This window comes from Paraburkholderia sp. GAS334, from assembly GCF_050436625.1.
Lineage (GTDB): Bacteria > Pseudomonadota > Gammaproteobacteria > Burkholderiales > Burkholderiaceae > Paraburkholderia.
Map to the genome: position 1 here is coordinate 82,699 of NZ_JBNDMO010000023.1, position 15,122 is coordinate 97,820.

Genomic DNA, 15,122 nt, shown 5'->3' on the forward strand with positions numbered 1-15,122 from the left:
CACTGCGATTGATCGAGCATGTTGACGGCTTGCAAGAAGCACCCGTTCCAAGCTTTCTCCAGGTGGTGGAAATGATGCCGGATGCAGCGTCGCATATTCATGCCCGTGTAGTTGGGCCGAGGATCACGTCGACGGCGGCCTGCCCTGCGATTTCCGCGACGAGGTAGGCCCAACGTCGTGAAAACGGACCACCCCGGATTTTGATACGCTCGCCGAGCGCAAGGACTCCGGGAGCTTCGATGGAGCCGTCGATGCGAAACCAGACGTCAAACATGTCCGCCGATGTGGGCTGCAGGTCCACGTGAATCTCAAATCCACGGTATTCGACCATTCGTTGCATTCAAAACTCCGATTCCAGTACACCCGCAAAACAGGGCATACATTGAACGGTCTCGTTCACTTCCGTCGTTTAAAATGGGGCGTTGCCACGTCGATGACGGAAGCCGATAACGCCTCACGCCTGCCCGGTAGCACTGAGATCATATTCAGATTCATCGACGACACCCCATCATAATTACGCTGATATTCTGCGCCCAACTATTTCTTGCTGAAGATTGCAGGCGGGGCAGGTCAATTCCCCTTATCCTTGGCTGAATTCTGTAACAGACGTACGTTCGCATGCAAATCTTCAAGATTACGCGTGCATTACTGCACTATAGGGCGCACACTCGTCGTATTCGACACGCAGGGTCTCCGGTTCTGCGTCGGCTTCCTGCTAGCCCTGACGATACTTTTGATCCGCACGGCTCCCGGTAGAGCATCCCATAACGCTCCCGCTGCCGAGGTATCGCGATCGACCTTTCGCGCCATCCGGACCACGTCTTCCTTCGTTCAGCGCATCGCTTGCATGCCGCAGGCGCGTTACCTTGAGATGGTCCGAATGGGGACGACTCGATGAAATTTTGGATTCCACAGTATTTCGTGGAATGGACGACCCCAATCCCTTGCGCGGCAATAGTCGTCCGATGTTTTCAGTTTTCTAAAGGAGTCGAAATGCTAAAGCCAGCCCGAGTGATATCAACTTTCTCTGCTACCCAAAGTGACTTCGCTCTCACGCAGAAGGCGCGCGTCGCGGCGATGGCGAAGGCGGAAAGCGATCGCGCCCAGAAGCGGCAGGACAACGACGCCCGCATTGACGTCAACGCCGGCAAGTGGCGCTATGTCTGCCAGAGAGATTAGACGGGAGCGTGAATCACCGTGATCAATTTTCCCAACCCCAGTCGCTCCTATGATGCATCCAGACATTGCGTGTGCTTCTGGGGTTACGACGATTCTCGTGAGATCGCATTTCTGGTTGAAGATGCGATGCTGACAAAACTAAACCCCAACCTGGGTTCTGACGAACCTGCGTTGCTGGCGGCCTTCGATCGCAACCGGGACCGGATTCAGGAGCTCGCGAGGAATCTTTATAAAAGCGGTCCCCGGAACAGGTACACGATCTCCTGAATGACGGTGTCACGAGCAGCCGGATGGCCATGGGCGTTGTTGTACTGATCACTCTTGCCACTCTGCTGGTAGCTGCGCTTCCCACCTGGTCCACAGCCGTCCGTCGGGCGACTTCCCAACCAGCATGCTGGGCGTGCTCGTCATCGCTGGGCTCGTCATGATGCTGATGGGGAAGATGTAGAGCCGACCTTACGTTCGCACGTGTACGTGTCGTGGCAAACACGACAAACAGGAAGGAACAACATGACCTACGCAATGTATGGCGTTGCTGGCGGAATGACGTTGATATTTTCCATATCCCTTTACTGGTATCGCAAAAACCTGATTCGAAGACAGGAAATCCGCTGGCTCGACGAACATCACGTGCTCGACCGGCTCCGGGCGCGGCTCGAACTCTAGAGAATGTCGGCAGGCCGGCCATTGCAACGCGATCCGCGCGAGGAGTACCAGCGCTGAGTCATGTACGCGTCGGATTGCCCACCTGCTGGAGCAATCGGTTACTCCCAGGAAAATATTCACTTCTTGTCAATCGCATCAGCAGCGCGCTGCTGCACGCGCAGCGTCTCCGAATTTCCATGAGTTGATCTGACCGGACGTTCTCGCGAGGGAATCGAACCCAACGTACAGCAGGCAGTTGGGCAAGCGTACAACCGTACGCGAATGGCGGGTTCCTGCGCCAACCTCTTCTGCCAACCGTGCCACGGTCATACGTGGCACGCCAATCGTCTAACGTCCTCGCGAGACAGGATTTTGTATGTTCGGTTTTTTGCGCAGTTACTTCTCAAACGATCTGGCGATAGATCTCGGCACCTCAAACACACTGATCTACATGCGCGGCAAAGGCATCGTCCTCGACGAGCCTTCGGTCGTGTCGATCCGGCAGAACGGCGGCCCGAACGGCAAAAAAACCATTCTGGCGGTGGGCAAGGAGGCCAAGGAGATGCTCGGCAAGGTGCCGGGCAACATTGAAGCGATCCGCCCGATGAAAGACGGCGTGATCGCCGACTTCAACATCACCGAGCAGATGATCAAGCATTTTATCCGGATGGCGCATGCGCCCCGGGGGCTTGCGCCGTCTCCGCGCATCATTATCTGCGTGCCCTGCGGGTCGACCCAGGTCGAACGACGCGCATTCAAGGAGGCTGCGCACAGCGCGGGCGCGTCGCAGGTCTATCTGATCGAGGAGCCCATGGCCGCCGCAACCGGAGCGGGCTTGCCCGTATCATACCGCGCAGCTTCACGGTCTCGAGCAACGAGATCCTGGAAGCGCTCACCGATCCGCTGAACCAGATTGTATCGGCGGTGAAGATCGCGCTCGAACACACGCCGCCGGAACTCGGCGCCGACATCGCCGAACGCGGCATCATGCTTGCTGGCGGTGGTGCGCTGCTGCGCGATCTCGACCGTCTGCTCGCGGAAGAAACCGGCCTGCCCGTGCTCGTCGCCGAAGACCCGCTGACGTGCGTCGTGCGCGGCTCGGGCATGGCGCTCGAGCGCATGGACAAATTCGGTGGTGTCTTTTCCTACGATTAAGCGTGGGGACGCGATCCGCATACGGCGGTCCTCAGCGGCAAGGCCTGTTCAGTTTTCATTTCCGCGCGAACCGCCTCCCGAGACATTGCGGCGGGCCGTTGCTGCAGCGTGCAGAATCGCTCGCGCAGTCGCCCATACGCCTGCTACGTACCTATCTTCAAATGCCACGGTGCATCGCAACCGGTGACCTCCAGATACCGCGAGAGTCGCATGTCGACCGTGGTTCGGCCATTCGGCGCCAGTTTGTCATCGGCACTTGTTGGCCGCGTGCTGCCGAGCGCGTCAGGCCCATGTCGACCCTCATGCAACGTTCACGCTAGCGCGGCGAAAGACCGAATTCGTGATGGGAACGGACGCCGGAGGCCTGGAGGTGCGGAGAAATGTGATCGGCACTTCTGGCCTCATCTTCCGTAAGGTAGTCCCAGGCGGCGGTGTCCTGCCGTGGCAGCCTGGTGATGAAGGCGTCTCGCCAGGTGCGCTGCTCGTCGTCGCTGCCTGCGTTGCCTGATCAGTCGACAACAATTCGACGCGGAATGTGTCGGCGAACGATGCGATGGTCATTGTCTGCCTGAAAAGGGCTCATTTGCCGGCCTCTGCCGCGCGCGGTCGAGTCAGGTCGTGGAACGGCAAAACGTTGGGGACGAAAAAGTCCGGTTCGCGTTCAAAAACGAATGCCCGATATCGACCGGCACGCTGTAACGTTCAAAGCGTGGACAAATTCTCCATCTGCGCTGTCGCACGTCTGCAACTGTCTCCCAACGTCGCCCTGCCATTCCCAGCGTCTGCCATCATGCCTGTAGTGCCGGCGGTAGTTCACGGTTCGTCCTTTGACATGCGCACCACATTGTCGGGGAAATGAGTCAGAAAAAAACGCCAGCGGCAAAGAGATGCCCTCGCGATATAAGCACAAGAACCATACGACGTCGGCGATGCCCTGATCGTAAATACCGGCACGCACGGGACTTCCAACCAGGGCGCTCCATGCCACCGCAAGGTTGTCAGCATCGGGGGGGCGAACTGCAACACAAAAGTCGTCCGGGGTCGTCGTCCAGCCGCGCCCTTCAAGTTCTATACGCGGGAAGTTGAAACGAACACCTTGCGGGTCATTCAATCGCGTCGGTTTGCCCCGGGGAGAGAATCGGGCAGTCCCGCGTCGGAATAGCACCGCTTTCTGACCCCACTCCTTTGGTCTTTCGTGCATACCTCATCGTCGACTTCGGTGATTGCATCGTTTCGATTTTCAGACAGCCGGCGGAAAATGATCGCGACGGCCGGATCAACATCGCGCTTAACCACGAAAACCGAGCTGCTGTCCCGTCACTCGCCGAACGATTGTTTAAAACTCCGCAGCCGTGGCGGTCGGATGAGCGGCAGAAAAATCAAAACCCGGTGGCACGTCGGTCAGAAGCGAATAGAGGTCGCAGGCGGCAAGCGGATCAAATAAAGCACGTCGCGACAATCTTTCGCTGCGGCCAGGGACCCTGTTAGGTAACACGATCCAACCCGCGCCTGATCGCGCTGGCTCGGCCGGCATGTTTGCGATTGCTATGCGATAGTGAAGAGGGAATTCGACCGGATGTCGCCGGATTTGCAGGCGCGTTGAGCGGGGTGCGAGTGCGCCGTCGGTCGGGCCGGAAGATATGATGCCGTCAATCGACGCTACGTCGGGAGTCGCTCGATTTCGTCGAGTCGCCTGAGTAGTCGGGTCACACGGCTCCCACCATCAGGTAATAGCCGCTGATGCGGCGATAGCGAAGCAATGCGCCGATGCCAGTACGAGAGTCCAAGGGCACTCCCCGGCACAAGAAACGGAAAGATCTGTTCGAGGTGTGTCAGTTCTTCCTCAAATTGTTTGTGCAGCACTATGGCTCCCGGAAGCTGTCGATGTCCCGTGCCAAGTATGTGCTGATTGTTCCTGCAAGTCTCCCACTACCTTACTACTTGTGCAGCGAACCCGACTTTTCGTGCGAAACGCGGATACGACCCGTTAGATCGCATGCTGATAAATCGGCATTCAGGGGCCAGGGGCATAAAAGGGCCCGCCGGAAATGCCACGTGCACAAGCTCGTCTGCATTCGACGTACAACGGCCACGCCGGGTGTAAGAGACGCGCGCTAGTGGTGCCGGGGCAGGCGCACAACGAACACTGTTTCTGTCTCGTCTGAGCGCGCGTCGATCACCCCCCCGTGGGCCTTGGCAATCTCGCGCGCGATATACAGTCCGAGCCCCAGACTGCTGCCGGCATTTCTTTCCTGATGGTTCGGGCCGCGCTGGAGCGGATCGAACATATGATCGAGAACTGAGCTCTCGATGGAGGGGCCGCTGTTTTTCACCTCCAGACGGACTTCCGCGGCCTCACCCGTCAACGTCACACGCACTGGCGCGTCTGGCGCTCCGTATTTGATCGCATTCAGAACGAGGTTCCCAAGTAACTGCTGGAGACGCCGGCCGTCCCAAACGCCCTGGCAGTTGCCGGCCACATCCAGATCGAGCTGACGGTCCGGGTACACCGCCCGCACCAGGTCCAGTTCATCGGCAAACCGCTTTGCAAGGTCCCCCTCGGTCGGTGCGATATTGATGCCCAAACCTAGCCGGGTTCGATTGAAATCAAGCATATCGTCCAGCAGCGCCTGCATCTGAGCGCCACTTCTGATCAAACGGGACGCGGCTTCCGACACTTTATCGCCGGCGTTCAGCGCCGCGAGGTACGAAGCGGTCATCAGGATGGTTTGGAGCGGACTGCGCATATCGTGCCCCAGCATTCCAAGCAACAGGTTACGAGCCTGATCCACCTGTGCACTGAAAAAGCTGATTGATTCGGCAATTGCCTGGTCGATGGCCTCGTTGAAGCGAATGATGTCGTCCAGATGAGGCATGTCGGGCTGACACTCATCGATCCACAGGCGCAGCACGCTGGCGCGCAGGGCGCGGTATTCGGCGGCCAGCTGGTTGATGTCAAACCCGCCCCGCGCGCGCAGAAGGGCGTGCGTTTGTGCGGCGGTCTCCGGGGCCCCGGCCAGCTTGGGCGCCTGCCCGATTGATTTCTCGAACTGGGCGTCGCTGGTCTGGAATGTCGACAAATCCTTTGCGACGGCCTCCAGAATCTGTTGCGCATGATCGCGCAAGGCCAGTGATCGCATGTTTGCTGCTGCCGGCAACAGTGTGCCCGCGAACGTCTCCCACTGTGCCAGAATGGCTTCCATGTCACGCAGGATGAAGTCAGCCAGTCGCATGTCTGCCCCGAAGGATGGAAAAGAGCCGATTTAACTCATTTTTGCGGAATCCGATGCTATACGCAACCGATACCCCATCTGGTCAGGCCCGGTAGTTGCTGCTCCTAAGGTTCGCAACGGGAGAATTCAATGTCTACCGGGAACGCAGGACGCCTGCTTATCGCGGACGACGACCCGAATTTGTTGGACGCATACCTGGTGTTCTTCGACGCCCACGACTACGAGACCCGAACAGCCGGAGATGGCGTGGAAGCGCTTGCGGAGTACCGTGCGTGGCGCCCGGATGCTGTTGTTCTCGATATCCAGATGCCCCATATGGACGGACGCGCGGTAGCAAGAGAGATTCGGCGCTTGCAATCCACACCGTCCCCACTGCTGGTGGCGGTTTCCGCGCTGGCATCGCCCTCCGAGCGGGCCGAATCAATCAGGTCAGGGTTCGATGACCACCTTGTAAAACCGGTGAAATTGCCCGTCCTTCTGGCTACGCTAGCGATGAACCGTTCAGATGAAGGTTCACATTGATGGGGTAGCGTATCGGTTCCGGATGTTTTCCTCGCAATCTTCCCAGTACCGAAGCGGGTCGCGATGGTGTGGATAGTGCAAGTCGAGCCACGCCGACAGCCTGGTCCAGTCTGGATGGTTGGTACCAGTCTGGGCAGACCAGATCGACGACCTCTCAAGAATCTGACCGTTCACGCGATCACGGACAAGCAAGCTGCCTAGTCCGCTTGAACTGTTCGCCTGTGACTCAACCAGATACCGCGGCAGAATCCTGAGCTCAGCATCCTCGGCCCACCCGTATAAGGCGCGGACCACGCCGGAGGGATCTCGCAGCTCTATGGGTCCGCTTTCCGGGCGAACGGCTGTCCATCCTTCAGGAAACTCAGTGACAACCTCGGTTTTGCCTTCCCTCACCCACTTCACGCGCCATGCCCTCGCCATCGACTCGCGCATGCGAGATACCGACTCGTAGCCAGCAGGCAACTCGATCGCCATCGGAAGAGTAATGAGGTTGTCTTTCCAGAGTCTGGTTTCGTCGTCGACGCGCTCGACCACGTCGAACACCCCTGCTTCGAATGGGTTCTCGGGCCGGCTCGATACTCTCACGTTCCCGTCAGGCAGTCCCTCGAAAAGGCGCTCGGCATCATGGCGGGTAAGTTTCGTCTTTCCTTTCTTCATTGGTTTCTCTGCGCCTCGCGGATTCAAGAAAATAGCGGCAAGGATTCGACAACCATTTCGCGTCGACGTCGCGAAGGTGCCCGCCGACTGGTCCGCGCAGCAGCTTTATCGCTGGCCGCGCCGAGTGATCGGTTCAACTCCGACAGTGCCCGGCAGACAGACGTGCGAGGAGGTGTCACCTTTAAGGCCACTTCGAGCTGGTCGAGCAGTGCCGGCAGATTCGTTTCCGTTGTCCTGGAATGTGCAAAGTTCCTTGTTTGCATAAGGCCGCCCTCCTTGTTCTGCCGTTCCCATCAGCATGGCGTCACTGCAAGTCTTCAAGATCGAGCAACATTTGATCCGTCGTGTTCGAGCGATGGGTTTCCACGGATACGATTTGCGTCTGCGGCGCCATTTTCAGCACATCGAGATGGAAAACGACTCCCACGCCAATCCTGACAATGTCCGCAGTCGAGGGCGGCAGGTCACCGCCGTTCCCGGCGCTGGCCTGTTTTTCTTGCGCCTTCGCAACCGGCGTGTTCAAGCGGCATTCGCCAACATTGAGCGACGGCAGCCGGCCGCCGCACACTGGCACGCGTATTGGCTTCGAACGCCCTCGTCCAGAGGATCGTCTACCGAGAGCAGGTATTCGATGAACAGTTCTTCGCCTGCCCGGATTGGCCGGAGCGTATAAATGTAGATGCGGCCGGCGTCTTCGATTGTCTCGCAATTAGGCGCGCACGCGTGGTTGAGCCATCGTGCGCTATTGCCGCCGCGGCTGCCGTCGATCACGCGTCCATCCGACAGCCCGAAAAGGAACGTGTGCCCCTCGATCCCATCGCGCCGGTGGCGGCGCACGGCTTCCCGCCAGCTTGTTAATTCACCCTTGTATTCGAGCACGCGCTCACCCGCCCCGAGCGATCGCATCGCAAACACACCCTTGCCATGAATTGACGAACGCCGGACGATCACGCGCCGCATACTGTTTCCTTCACTGATATCCGCACCAGTATAGACGCGGCCAATTTCTGCATCCACTGCTCCGTGATGTGCAAGTCGTAGCCAGGCCAACGGTTCCGCTCGCGACGTTGAGGTTGGCGAGGTCAGGTGTCGCGATCACCAGGGACCGTTCTGATGATCGTTGCCGCTCACTCTGGTAAGGGAACCCGACAAGACATTTACCCGTCGCGCTAAAGCTCAGCTTCGGTTTCAGGCCGCCGTGCGAAGGCACCTGGAGTCAGAACAGCTGCACGCCGAGTTCGCGCAGGCTGTCCCACTTCACGGTGCTAACGAATGTCCTGCCCGTGGTGTCGAGCGATTCGATCATCGCGCGTTGCCCCCGCGCTTCGGCGACGACGCGCACGATGCGCGTCCGGTAGCGCAGCAGCGCCCCGATCGGCGGGCACAATACTTCCCGGCGAATCCGCGATCGTTTCTTTTCCATACCGCTATCTATATAGATATCCAGACAGTTGCAGGGCCGCGGCACGTCACGGCGTCTCCGCAACCCATGCTACCAGGTCGGCCGGGACCCGTCCAGGCTGGCGTCGGGAAATGTCGACCTCCCCATCCGGCGGCGACCCTCCCGCAACGGCTAGCCGCCGGCATATCTCCGGCCGGCGACGGTTGCCCACTGTCATCCCCCGTTCACGGCATCCTTGAACGCTTTACCGGCCGTGAACTTGACGGTCTTCGCGGCAGGGATCTGGATTTCGGCGCCAGTGGCCGGATTGCGGCCGACCCGCGCGGCGCGGGCCCCCATCGAGAACGAGCCGAAACCGATCAACTGGACGGTGTCGCCCTTCGTCACCGTACCAGTGATCGCGGCGATCACCGCGTCGATCGTCTCGCCAGTAACGGCCTTGCTTTCACCTGTCGCCGCGGCGACCGCATCCACCAGTCGTGCGATGAAGCGAAAATAGCAGCGTTTCGGAAGTAAAAGTAGCAGCACATTGGCCACGCATCTGGGGTACAACGAATGCCTTAGGCTTCCTATCCTGATCCCCCTTTCGAAGGGGAATCGCCAAACGGCACGCAACAGCAGCGTTAATCCTCGTCGCGTAATTCGGCCTCGATCTCTTCGATCGACGGCAACTCTGTAGCCAGTGGCTGGGGTATTTCGCGCAAAAGCTGATATTCGGCCACCCCCATCGGCTTGGCGATCCCGCGAAGCGCGTATTCGGCGACGAGCCTGTTCTGTTCCTTGCACAGCAGCAGCCCGATTGTTGGCTGATCGTCGGGGAACTTCAGTTGCGCATCGATCGCCGACAGATAGAAATTCAGCTGCCCTGCGTATTCCGGTCTGAACGGCGTTGCCTTCAGTTCGACGACAACGTAGCAGCGGAGCTTCAAATGGTAGAACAGAAGATCGACAAAGAACTCGTCGCCGCCAACTTCGAGGCGGTACTGCCGGCCGACGAACGCAAACCCGGCACCGAGCTCAAGCAGGAATCTCGTGATGTGTCGGGTCAGCGCGTGTTCCAGATCCCGCTCCTGCGCATCTTCTCCGAGGCCGAGGAAGTCAAAGATATACGGGTCCTTCAGGCTATCCCTCGCGAGATCGGATTGCGGCGACGGCAGGCGTTCAGGGAAATTCGTCACCGCGTTGCCCTGGCGCTCGCGCACCCGGGTTTCGATCTGCATGACGAGCACGTTGCGCGACCAGCCGTGCTCGACGGCCTTCGCTGCGTACCACTCCCTTTCTTCGCGGCTGGTCAGTTTGTCGAGCAGCGTGCACAGATGGAACCACGGCAATTGTGCAGCAGCCTGCTGCACAAATTCCCCGTCCGGCCACGCCTGCGCGAATGCACGCATGTATTTCAGGTTGCGCGGGGAAAAGCCGCGCATGTCGGGAAATGCTGAGCGCAAATCGCGAGCAAGGCGATCAATCACCTTAGCGCCCCACCCCTGAGCCTGCTGGCGCTGCGCGATGTCCCGGCCAATCTGCCAGTAAAGCAACACCAGTTCCCGACTGACGCTAGCGCCGCACGTTGCCGTGCGCTCGCCACCCGCGCCTTCAGATCGTTTAGCCAGGCAGCGTAGTCCGCACCAGCAGGCTCTGTGTTCGTCATGCCAATCATGTCCCAGTCATCCCGCGTTCACCGCTTCTTTGAATGTTTCTCCCGCCATACTCACCCTCTTTGCCGCGGCGTTCTGCATCTCCGCGGCAGTCGCCGGATTCCGGCCAACGCGCGCGGTGCGAGCACCCGTGGCTTTACCAGATCCGATCGGTTGCACCGCTTCGCGGCTCGCGACCGCGCCCGTCAGTACGGCGATGATCGCGTTGACGGCAGCCACGGCCGCATTGCTTTGCCCTGTCGCCGCCACAACCTGATCAACGAGTTCCTGCCTGTTCATGACTTTCCTTTCCGTCGGGGCAACTCAACCGTATTGCCCTGTGTGGACTAATCTACCACCTTAACTGTCCCGGGCCGTTCCGGCGAAATCGCCATCGGGTAGCATGGAAAACACCGTCCCAGAAGCCGTCAGGAAAAGTGGAGCAGTAGGGATGTAACATCGCAAGCAATATTGCGAGCTGCCGCCGGATGGGCACAACGAGGCGGCAGGACAGCTGCTCGGTTCTTCCAGCCCCGATCCGGTTTCGAAGGAATAACCAGATGCGCCTGTCAGGGGCGCGTTTGTTATCCGCCTGCCGCGGCTAGCATCGAACCGGTACATCGGCTGGTTCCACAACTGCAGGAATAGTCGGCAGCCAACTCGGGGGTGATCGCCTCATCGATCGTGAGTCCATAGGCGATGAACAGCTCGTCACCCGGTATCACGTCCCTGAGTGTCTCGATGAAAACCCGCCCCCGCTCGTCCTCGATCGCCTCGCAGTTCGGCTGGCAGGAGTGGTTCAGCCAGCGGGCGCTATTGCCCCCGACGCTGCCGTCAATCACGCGCCCGTCAGCCAGTCCAAATATGAACGTATGGCCGGGCATGCCGGAGCGCCGGAACCGGGCAGAGGCCCGTCGCCACGATGTCACCTCACCGCGATATTCGAAGATCCGCTGGCCGGCTGGGATTGCCTGTAGCGCGAAGACGCCTCGCCCGTGAACCGATGATTTCCTGACTGTCACGCGCCGCACTTCATCACTCCCGATCCGTTGAAGGCTGCGAGCATAGCGAGCGGCGCGCTGCGCGGCAACCGGTACCGTCGCGTCAGAACAACCTGGTCTGCCTGGGATCGCGTGGCGGGGGTCGGGATACGTCAGTCCGGCTGGTTCGTCGACATTTGCCGCTCCTGTCTCCGACCCGCTGTAGCCGTGCCAGCATCACGCATTCCGCTGCCTCATCTTTGATGCGCAACTCGAACACGCCGGTTTGGCCGGACGGACACGGCGCCGTTGCGCGGAACGACAGGCGCAGACCCCGCCGTTTCGCGCGGGCAATCATCTGCGTGCGACTCATGCCGTGCCAGCAATCCGACATGAAGCGCGTCACTGTCCCGGGCAGGGACTCATGCGCGACGCCCGGTGGAAGCGTCAGTCCGGCGAGCAGATAGATATCAGCCATGCAGCCCGTTTCCCTGGTGGCGAGTACCTTTGCGTTTATACCGCTTTTTTGCGGCGCGTTGCTGCTTTGGCGGTCGGCACGGTGCGCGACGAACGGGTCGCCCGTGGCGCCTTCCGGACGCCGGCCGAGGCGGCCAGGGCGGCCGATGGCCGGGTTTCCCGCGCATGCGCTTCGGCCTCCCGCAGCGTCATCATCTCTGTCTGCAGCCGCACATTTTCTGCCTGAATGGCATCCAGCCGCCCCTGCAGCACGCCCGCCTGATGACGTGCATCGCCCAGCTGCGCCTGCATCGCTTCAGATGCACGGCGATGGTCGGCCTCCTTCCGCTCCGCGCGCCGCGTGGCTTCGTCCAGCTCCTTCTGCAGCTTCGTCGCGGTACTGCGCTCGCGGTCAATTTCGAGCAGCGCGCGCTTCTCGGCTGCGCGGAGCCGCTCCTCCGCGCGCTCAGCCGCTTCCCGCTGGCTGGCCAGGTCGCGCGAAAACCCTTCCCTTGCCTCCGCCAGTTCGCGCTCGCGCGCGGCCAGCGCCGTCTGGACCCCCGCCAGTTCCGCCGCCAGCGCCTGTCGTTGCGCGTGGCCTTCGGCCTGTGCCCTGTCCAGATCCCGTATCTCGATCTGCGCGGCCAGCAGCGCCGCTGTGCGCTCATCGAGCGCCGTCTCGGTGCGACCCAGTTCGTCCCGCGCGGCGGCGACCGCCTGCTGCGCCTCGACGCGCTGCGCCTCGACCTCGTCGCGCAGCGCGTCGAGCGTGGCCTCCGCTGACGCGGTGGCGCGCGTCCAGAGAGTCGCCACCAGTTCGCCGGCGGCGGCACCGAGATCGGCGGGCAGGTCGGGGTGCTCGATGCGCACCCGGCTTTTTTCGCGCAGCTCGGCCCAGAACTCGCCGAGCACGGCAGCGGGCGTGCCCATGCTGCCACGCCTCACCAGCTGGTATAGCCGGTTCGCGGTCGGCGTCTGGCCGAAGCGGAAAAACAGCAGCGCACAGACCTCGCGGTACAACTCGCGCGTCCTGGGGAATTCCCCCTTCAGCCGGTCGATTTCGGCGGCGAGGCGGGCCTCGTCAGGCTGGACAGCGGGCTGGGCGTCAGACATGGACGGGAAACCTCGTTAAGTGGCGTAAATATTACAACGTAAACCGCCATATATACAACGATTATGGCCACTTACCCGACATTAGGCCTATAATGTCGTGTAGCTAGCCGGAAGCACCGGCCGTCATCGCGTCACACCTTTGGGAGCCGCCCGGACCGTGTCGAACACCCCGATTGCGTCCATCCAGCCCGTCGAGTGGCTCATCGTTCCGGAAATGCTGGATGGCCGCGACGGCACCAACCGCGGCGACACTGCGCATTCGCAGCTGTCGGCCCGCAATGACCTCGATGCGGTGCGCGCGTGGCTGTCCAACTATGCGGACACGAAGACGACTTTCGACAGTTACCGCAAGGAAGCCGAGCGCCTGCTGCTGTGGGCCGTCGTGCAGTGCGGCAAGCCGCTGTCGTCGCTCACGCACGAGGATCTGCTGCTGTTCAGGGCATTTCTCGTCGATCCCCAGCCGGCAGACCGCTGGGTTTCGGCCGGTGGCGGCAAGTACCCACGCGGCGATGCCCGCTGGCGGCCGTTCAACGGCCCGCTGTCACCGGCCAGCCAGCGCCAGGCACACACCATCCTGAACGGCATGTTCACCTGGCTGGTGGACGCCGGTTACCTGCGCGGCAATCCGATGGCGCTGCTGCGCCAGCGCGCCAAACGCGCGGCGCCGCGGGTCACGCGCTACCTGTCGGCCACGCTGTGGGATGAGGTCAAGGCCTTCGTCGCGCAGTTGCCGCGGGACACCGCGCGCCAGCAGGCGTACGCCGCCCGCTGCCGGTGGCTGACCACCCTCTTCTACCTGCAAGGGATGCGCCTCTCCGAGGTTGCCGCAGGCAGGATGGGCGACTTCTCGCGCCGGCTCGGCGCCGACGGCCACGAGCAGTGGTGGCTCGACATCGTCGGCAAGGGCGACCGGGAACGGGTTGTCCCCGCGTCGCCCGAACTGATCACCGAGCTGGCCCGCTACCGGAAAGCGAACGGTCTCCCGCCGCTTCCGGGCCGCACCGACGACACGCCACTGGTCATCCCGTTCAGGGGAAAGAGGCGCTGCATGTCGCGTTCCGCCGTGCACGATGCGATCAAAAGCGTCTTTGGACATTCGGCGGACTGGTTACGCGCCCGCGGACCTGAATTCAAGGATCGCGCCGGCGAGCTGGACCGGGCGTCGGCGCACTGGCTGCGACACACTTCGGGCTCGCATCAGGCCGACGGGGGTGTCGACCTGCGCACGGTGCGCGACAACCTCGGCCACGTGTCGCTGACCACCACGAGCCTTTACCTGCATGAGGAAGAGGACAGGCGCCATCGCGAAACGGTGAAGCGTCACCGGATGAACTGGGAGACGCAACCGACCGGAGAAGCCGGCTCTTCGAAGAAAGACCTCTGACCGACAGCCAATACAAGTACCAGCCGCTGATCGACAGCATTAAATGCACGGTGTATAAGCGCTTCGATGAATCTGAAGTCAACTGCTAGTGTCTTGAGTTAGAAATTCATTGAAAGATGTCAATCCCGTACTAAAGTGTCTTGTGTGGCACTTGATACGGGAGGTAACGATGAGCGGACGGCCCAAAGGAGAACTCGTGCTGAGCGAATCGGAACGCGAACAACTGCAAGCGCTGACGATGCGACGCAAGACGGCACAGGCCCTGGCATTGCGGGCGCGCATCGTGCTGGCTTGTGCCGATGGTATGGATAACAAGACAGTTGCGGCGAAACAGCGGGTCACTCAGCAAACGGTTTCGAAGTGGCGGGCGCGGTTCGTGATCCACCGTCTGGACGGACTGCTTGATGCGCCTCGGCCCGGCGCGCCGAGAACGATCGATGACGCGCGCGTCGATGCTGTCATTGCGAAGACGCTCGAGTCCGTTCCTGTCGGAGCGACTCACTGGAGCACGCGCACGATGGCTCATGAGATGAAATTGTCGCAGACCGCAGTCACGCGAATCTGGCGTGCTTTTGGTTTGCAACCGCATCGGCAGGAAACGTTCAAGCTCTCCAGCGATCCGATGTTCGTCGACAAGGTGCGAGATATCGTCGGGCTTTATCTGGATCCGCCGCTCAAGGCCATGGTGCTGTGCGTGGACGAGAAGAGCCAGATTCAGGCGCTGGACCGCACGCAACCCATATTGCCACTTGCACCCGGCAT

Annotated in this window: 16 protein-coding genes and 2 pseudogenes; 7 read left to right on the top strand and 11 right to left on the bottom strand. The window is 60.8% G+C overall.

Going from position 1 to position 15,122, the window contains the following annotated elements; genetic code table 11:
- Positions 1-97: 97 nt before the first annotated feature.
- The gene (locus P3T21_RS29990) at positions 98-340 is read right to left on the bottom strand and encodes a hypothetical protein (protein WP_429259571.1); all 243 of its coding nucleotides are present in this window, start codon (positions 338-340) and stop codon (positions 98-100) included.
- Between the two features lie 554 nt (positions 341-894).
- Here P3T21_RS29990 and P3T21_RS29995 point away from each other — a divergent pair.
- The 4 genes and pseudogenes from P3T21_RS29995 to P3T21_RS30010 all read left to right on the top strand — a co-directional run bounded on the left by P3T21_RS29995 (position 895) and on the right by P3T21_RS30010 (position 2,979).
- On the top strand, positions 895-1,179 hold the full coding sequence (locus P3T21_RS29995) for a hypothetical protein (protein WP_429259572.1): 285 nt from the start codon (positions 895-897) through the stop codon (positions 1,177-1,179).
- Positions 1,180-1,191: 12 nt separating this feature from the next.
- On the top strand, positions 1,192-1,446 hold the full coding sequence (locus P3T21_RS30000; RefSeq protein WP_429259587.1) for a DUF1488 domain-containing protein: 255 nt from the start codon (positions 1,192-1,194) through the stop codon (positions 1,444-1,446).
- A 243-nt stretch (positions 1,447-1,689) separates the two neighbouring features.
- A complete protein-coding gene (locus P3T21_RS30005) occupies positions 1,690-1,845 on the top strand; it encodes a hypothetical protein (protein WP_429259573.1) in 156 nt (51 codons plus the stop codon).
- A 355-nt stretch (positions 1,846-2,200) separates the two neighbouring features.
- Positions 2,201-2,979 (top strand): annotated as a pseudogene (locus tag P3T21_RS30010) (rod shape-determining protein).
- A gap of 2,114 nt (positions 2,980-5,093) precedes the next feature.
- Here the strand turns inward: P3T21_RS30010 and P3T21_RS30015 are convergent.
- Positions 5,094-6,212 (bottom strand): ATP-binding protein, encoded by a 1,119-nt coding sequence (locus P3T21_RS30015; protein ID WP_429259574.1) that lies wholly within the window; start codon positions 6,210-6,212, stop codon positions 5,094-5,096.
- A gap of 129 nt (positions 6,213-6,341) precedes the next feature.
- Between P3T21_RS30015 and P3T21_RS30020 the strand changes: the two genes are divergently transcribed.
- A complete protein-coding gene (locus P3T21_RS30020) occupies positions 6,342-6,734 on the top strand; it encodes a response regulator (RefSeq protein ID WP_429259575.1) in 393 nt (130 codons plus the stop codon).
- On the opposite strand, the gene P3T21_RS30025 is transcribed toward P3T21_RS30020, so the two are convergent.
- The 9 genes and pseudogenes from P3T21_RS30025 to P3T21_RS30065 form a co-directional block, all read right to left on the bottom strand.
- Positions 6,726-7,391 (bottom strand): hypothetical protein, encoded by a 666-nt coding sequence (locus P3T21_RS30025; protein WP_429259576.1) that lies wholly within the window; start codon positions 7,389-7,391, stop codon positions 6,726-6,728. The genes P3T21_RS30020 and P3T21_RS30025 overlap by 9 nt on opposite strands.
- 304 nt (positions 7,392-7,695) lie before the next feature.
- Positions 7,696-7,914: a hypothetical protein gene (locus P3T21_RS30030; protein WP_429259577.1), complete on the bottom strand. Its 219-nt coding sequence runs from the start codon at positions 7,912-7,914 to the stop codon at positions 7,696-7,698.
- Positions 7,911-8,351, bottom strand: a complete 441-nt coding sequence (locus P3T21_RS30035; protein ID WP_429259578.1) for an SET domain-containing protein — start codon at positions 8,349-8,351, stop codon at positions 7,911-7,913. The genes P3T21_RS30030 and P3T21_RS30035 overlap by 4 nt, the downstream gene beginning before the upstream one ends.
- A 256-nt stretch (positions 8,352-8,607) precedes the next feature.
- Positions 8,608-8,814 carry a hypothetical protein gene (locus P3T21_RS30040; RefSeq protein WP_429259579.1) on the bottom strand — a complete coding sequence of 69 codons (207 nt, stop codon included), beginning with the start codon at positions 8,812-8,814 and terminating at the stop codon, positions 8,608-8,610.
- 192 nt (positions 8,815-9,006) lie between these two features.
- On the bottom strand, positions 9,007-9,321 hold the full coding sequence (locus P3T21_RS30045) for an HU family DNA-binding protein (RefSeq protein ID WP_429259588.1): 315 nt from the start codon (positions 9,319-9,321) through the stop codon (positions 9,007-9,009).
- A 95-nt stretch (positions 9,322-9,416) separates the two neighbouring features.
- Positions 9,417-10,441 (bottom strand): annotated as a pseudogene (locus P3T21_RS30050) (PDDEXK nuclease domain-containing protein).
- Positions 10,442-10,457: 16 nt separating this feature from the next.
- On the bottom strand, positions 10,458-10,727 hold the full coding sequence (locus P3T21_RS30055) for an HU family DNA-binding protein (protein WP_429259580.1): 270 nt from the start codon (positions 10,725-10,727) through the stop codon (positions 10,458-10,460).
- 284 nt (positions 10,728-11,011) lie between these two features.
- Positions 11,012-11,458 (bottom strand): SET domain-containing protein, encoded by a 447-nt coding sequence (locus tag P3T21_RS30060; RefSeq protein WP_429259581.1) that lies wholly within the window; start codon positions 11,456-11,458, stop codon positions 11,012-11,014.
- Between the two features lie 462 nt (positions 11,459-11,920).
- On the bottom strand, positions 11,921-12,976 hold the full coding sequence (locus tag P3T21_RS30065) for a DNA-binding protein (protein ID WP_429259582.1): 1,056 nt from the start codon (positions 12,974-12,976) through the stop codon (positions 11,921-11,923).
- A gap of 214 nt (positions 12,977-13,190) precedes the next feature.
- On the opposite strand from P3T21_RS30065, the gene P3T21_RS30070 reads away from it, so the two are divergent.
- The gene (locus P3T21_RS30070; RefSeq protein ID WP_429259589.1) at positions 13,191-14,360 is read left to right on the top strand and encodes a tyrosine-type recombinase/integrase; all 1,170 of its coding nucleotides are present in this window, start codon (positions 13,191-13,193) and stop codon (positions 14,358-14,360) included.
- Positions 14,361-14,529: 169 nt separating this feature from the next.
- On the top strand, positions 14,530-15,122 hold a 593-nt coding region (locus tag P3T21_RS30075), incomplete at its 3' end, for an IS630 family transposase (protein WP_429259583.1).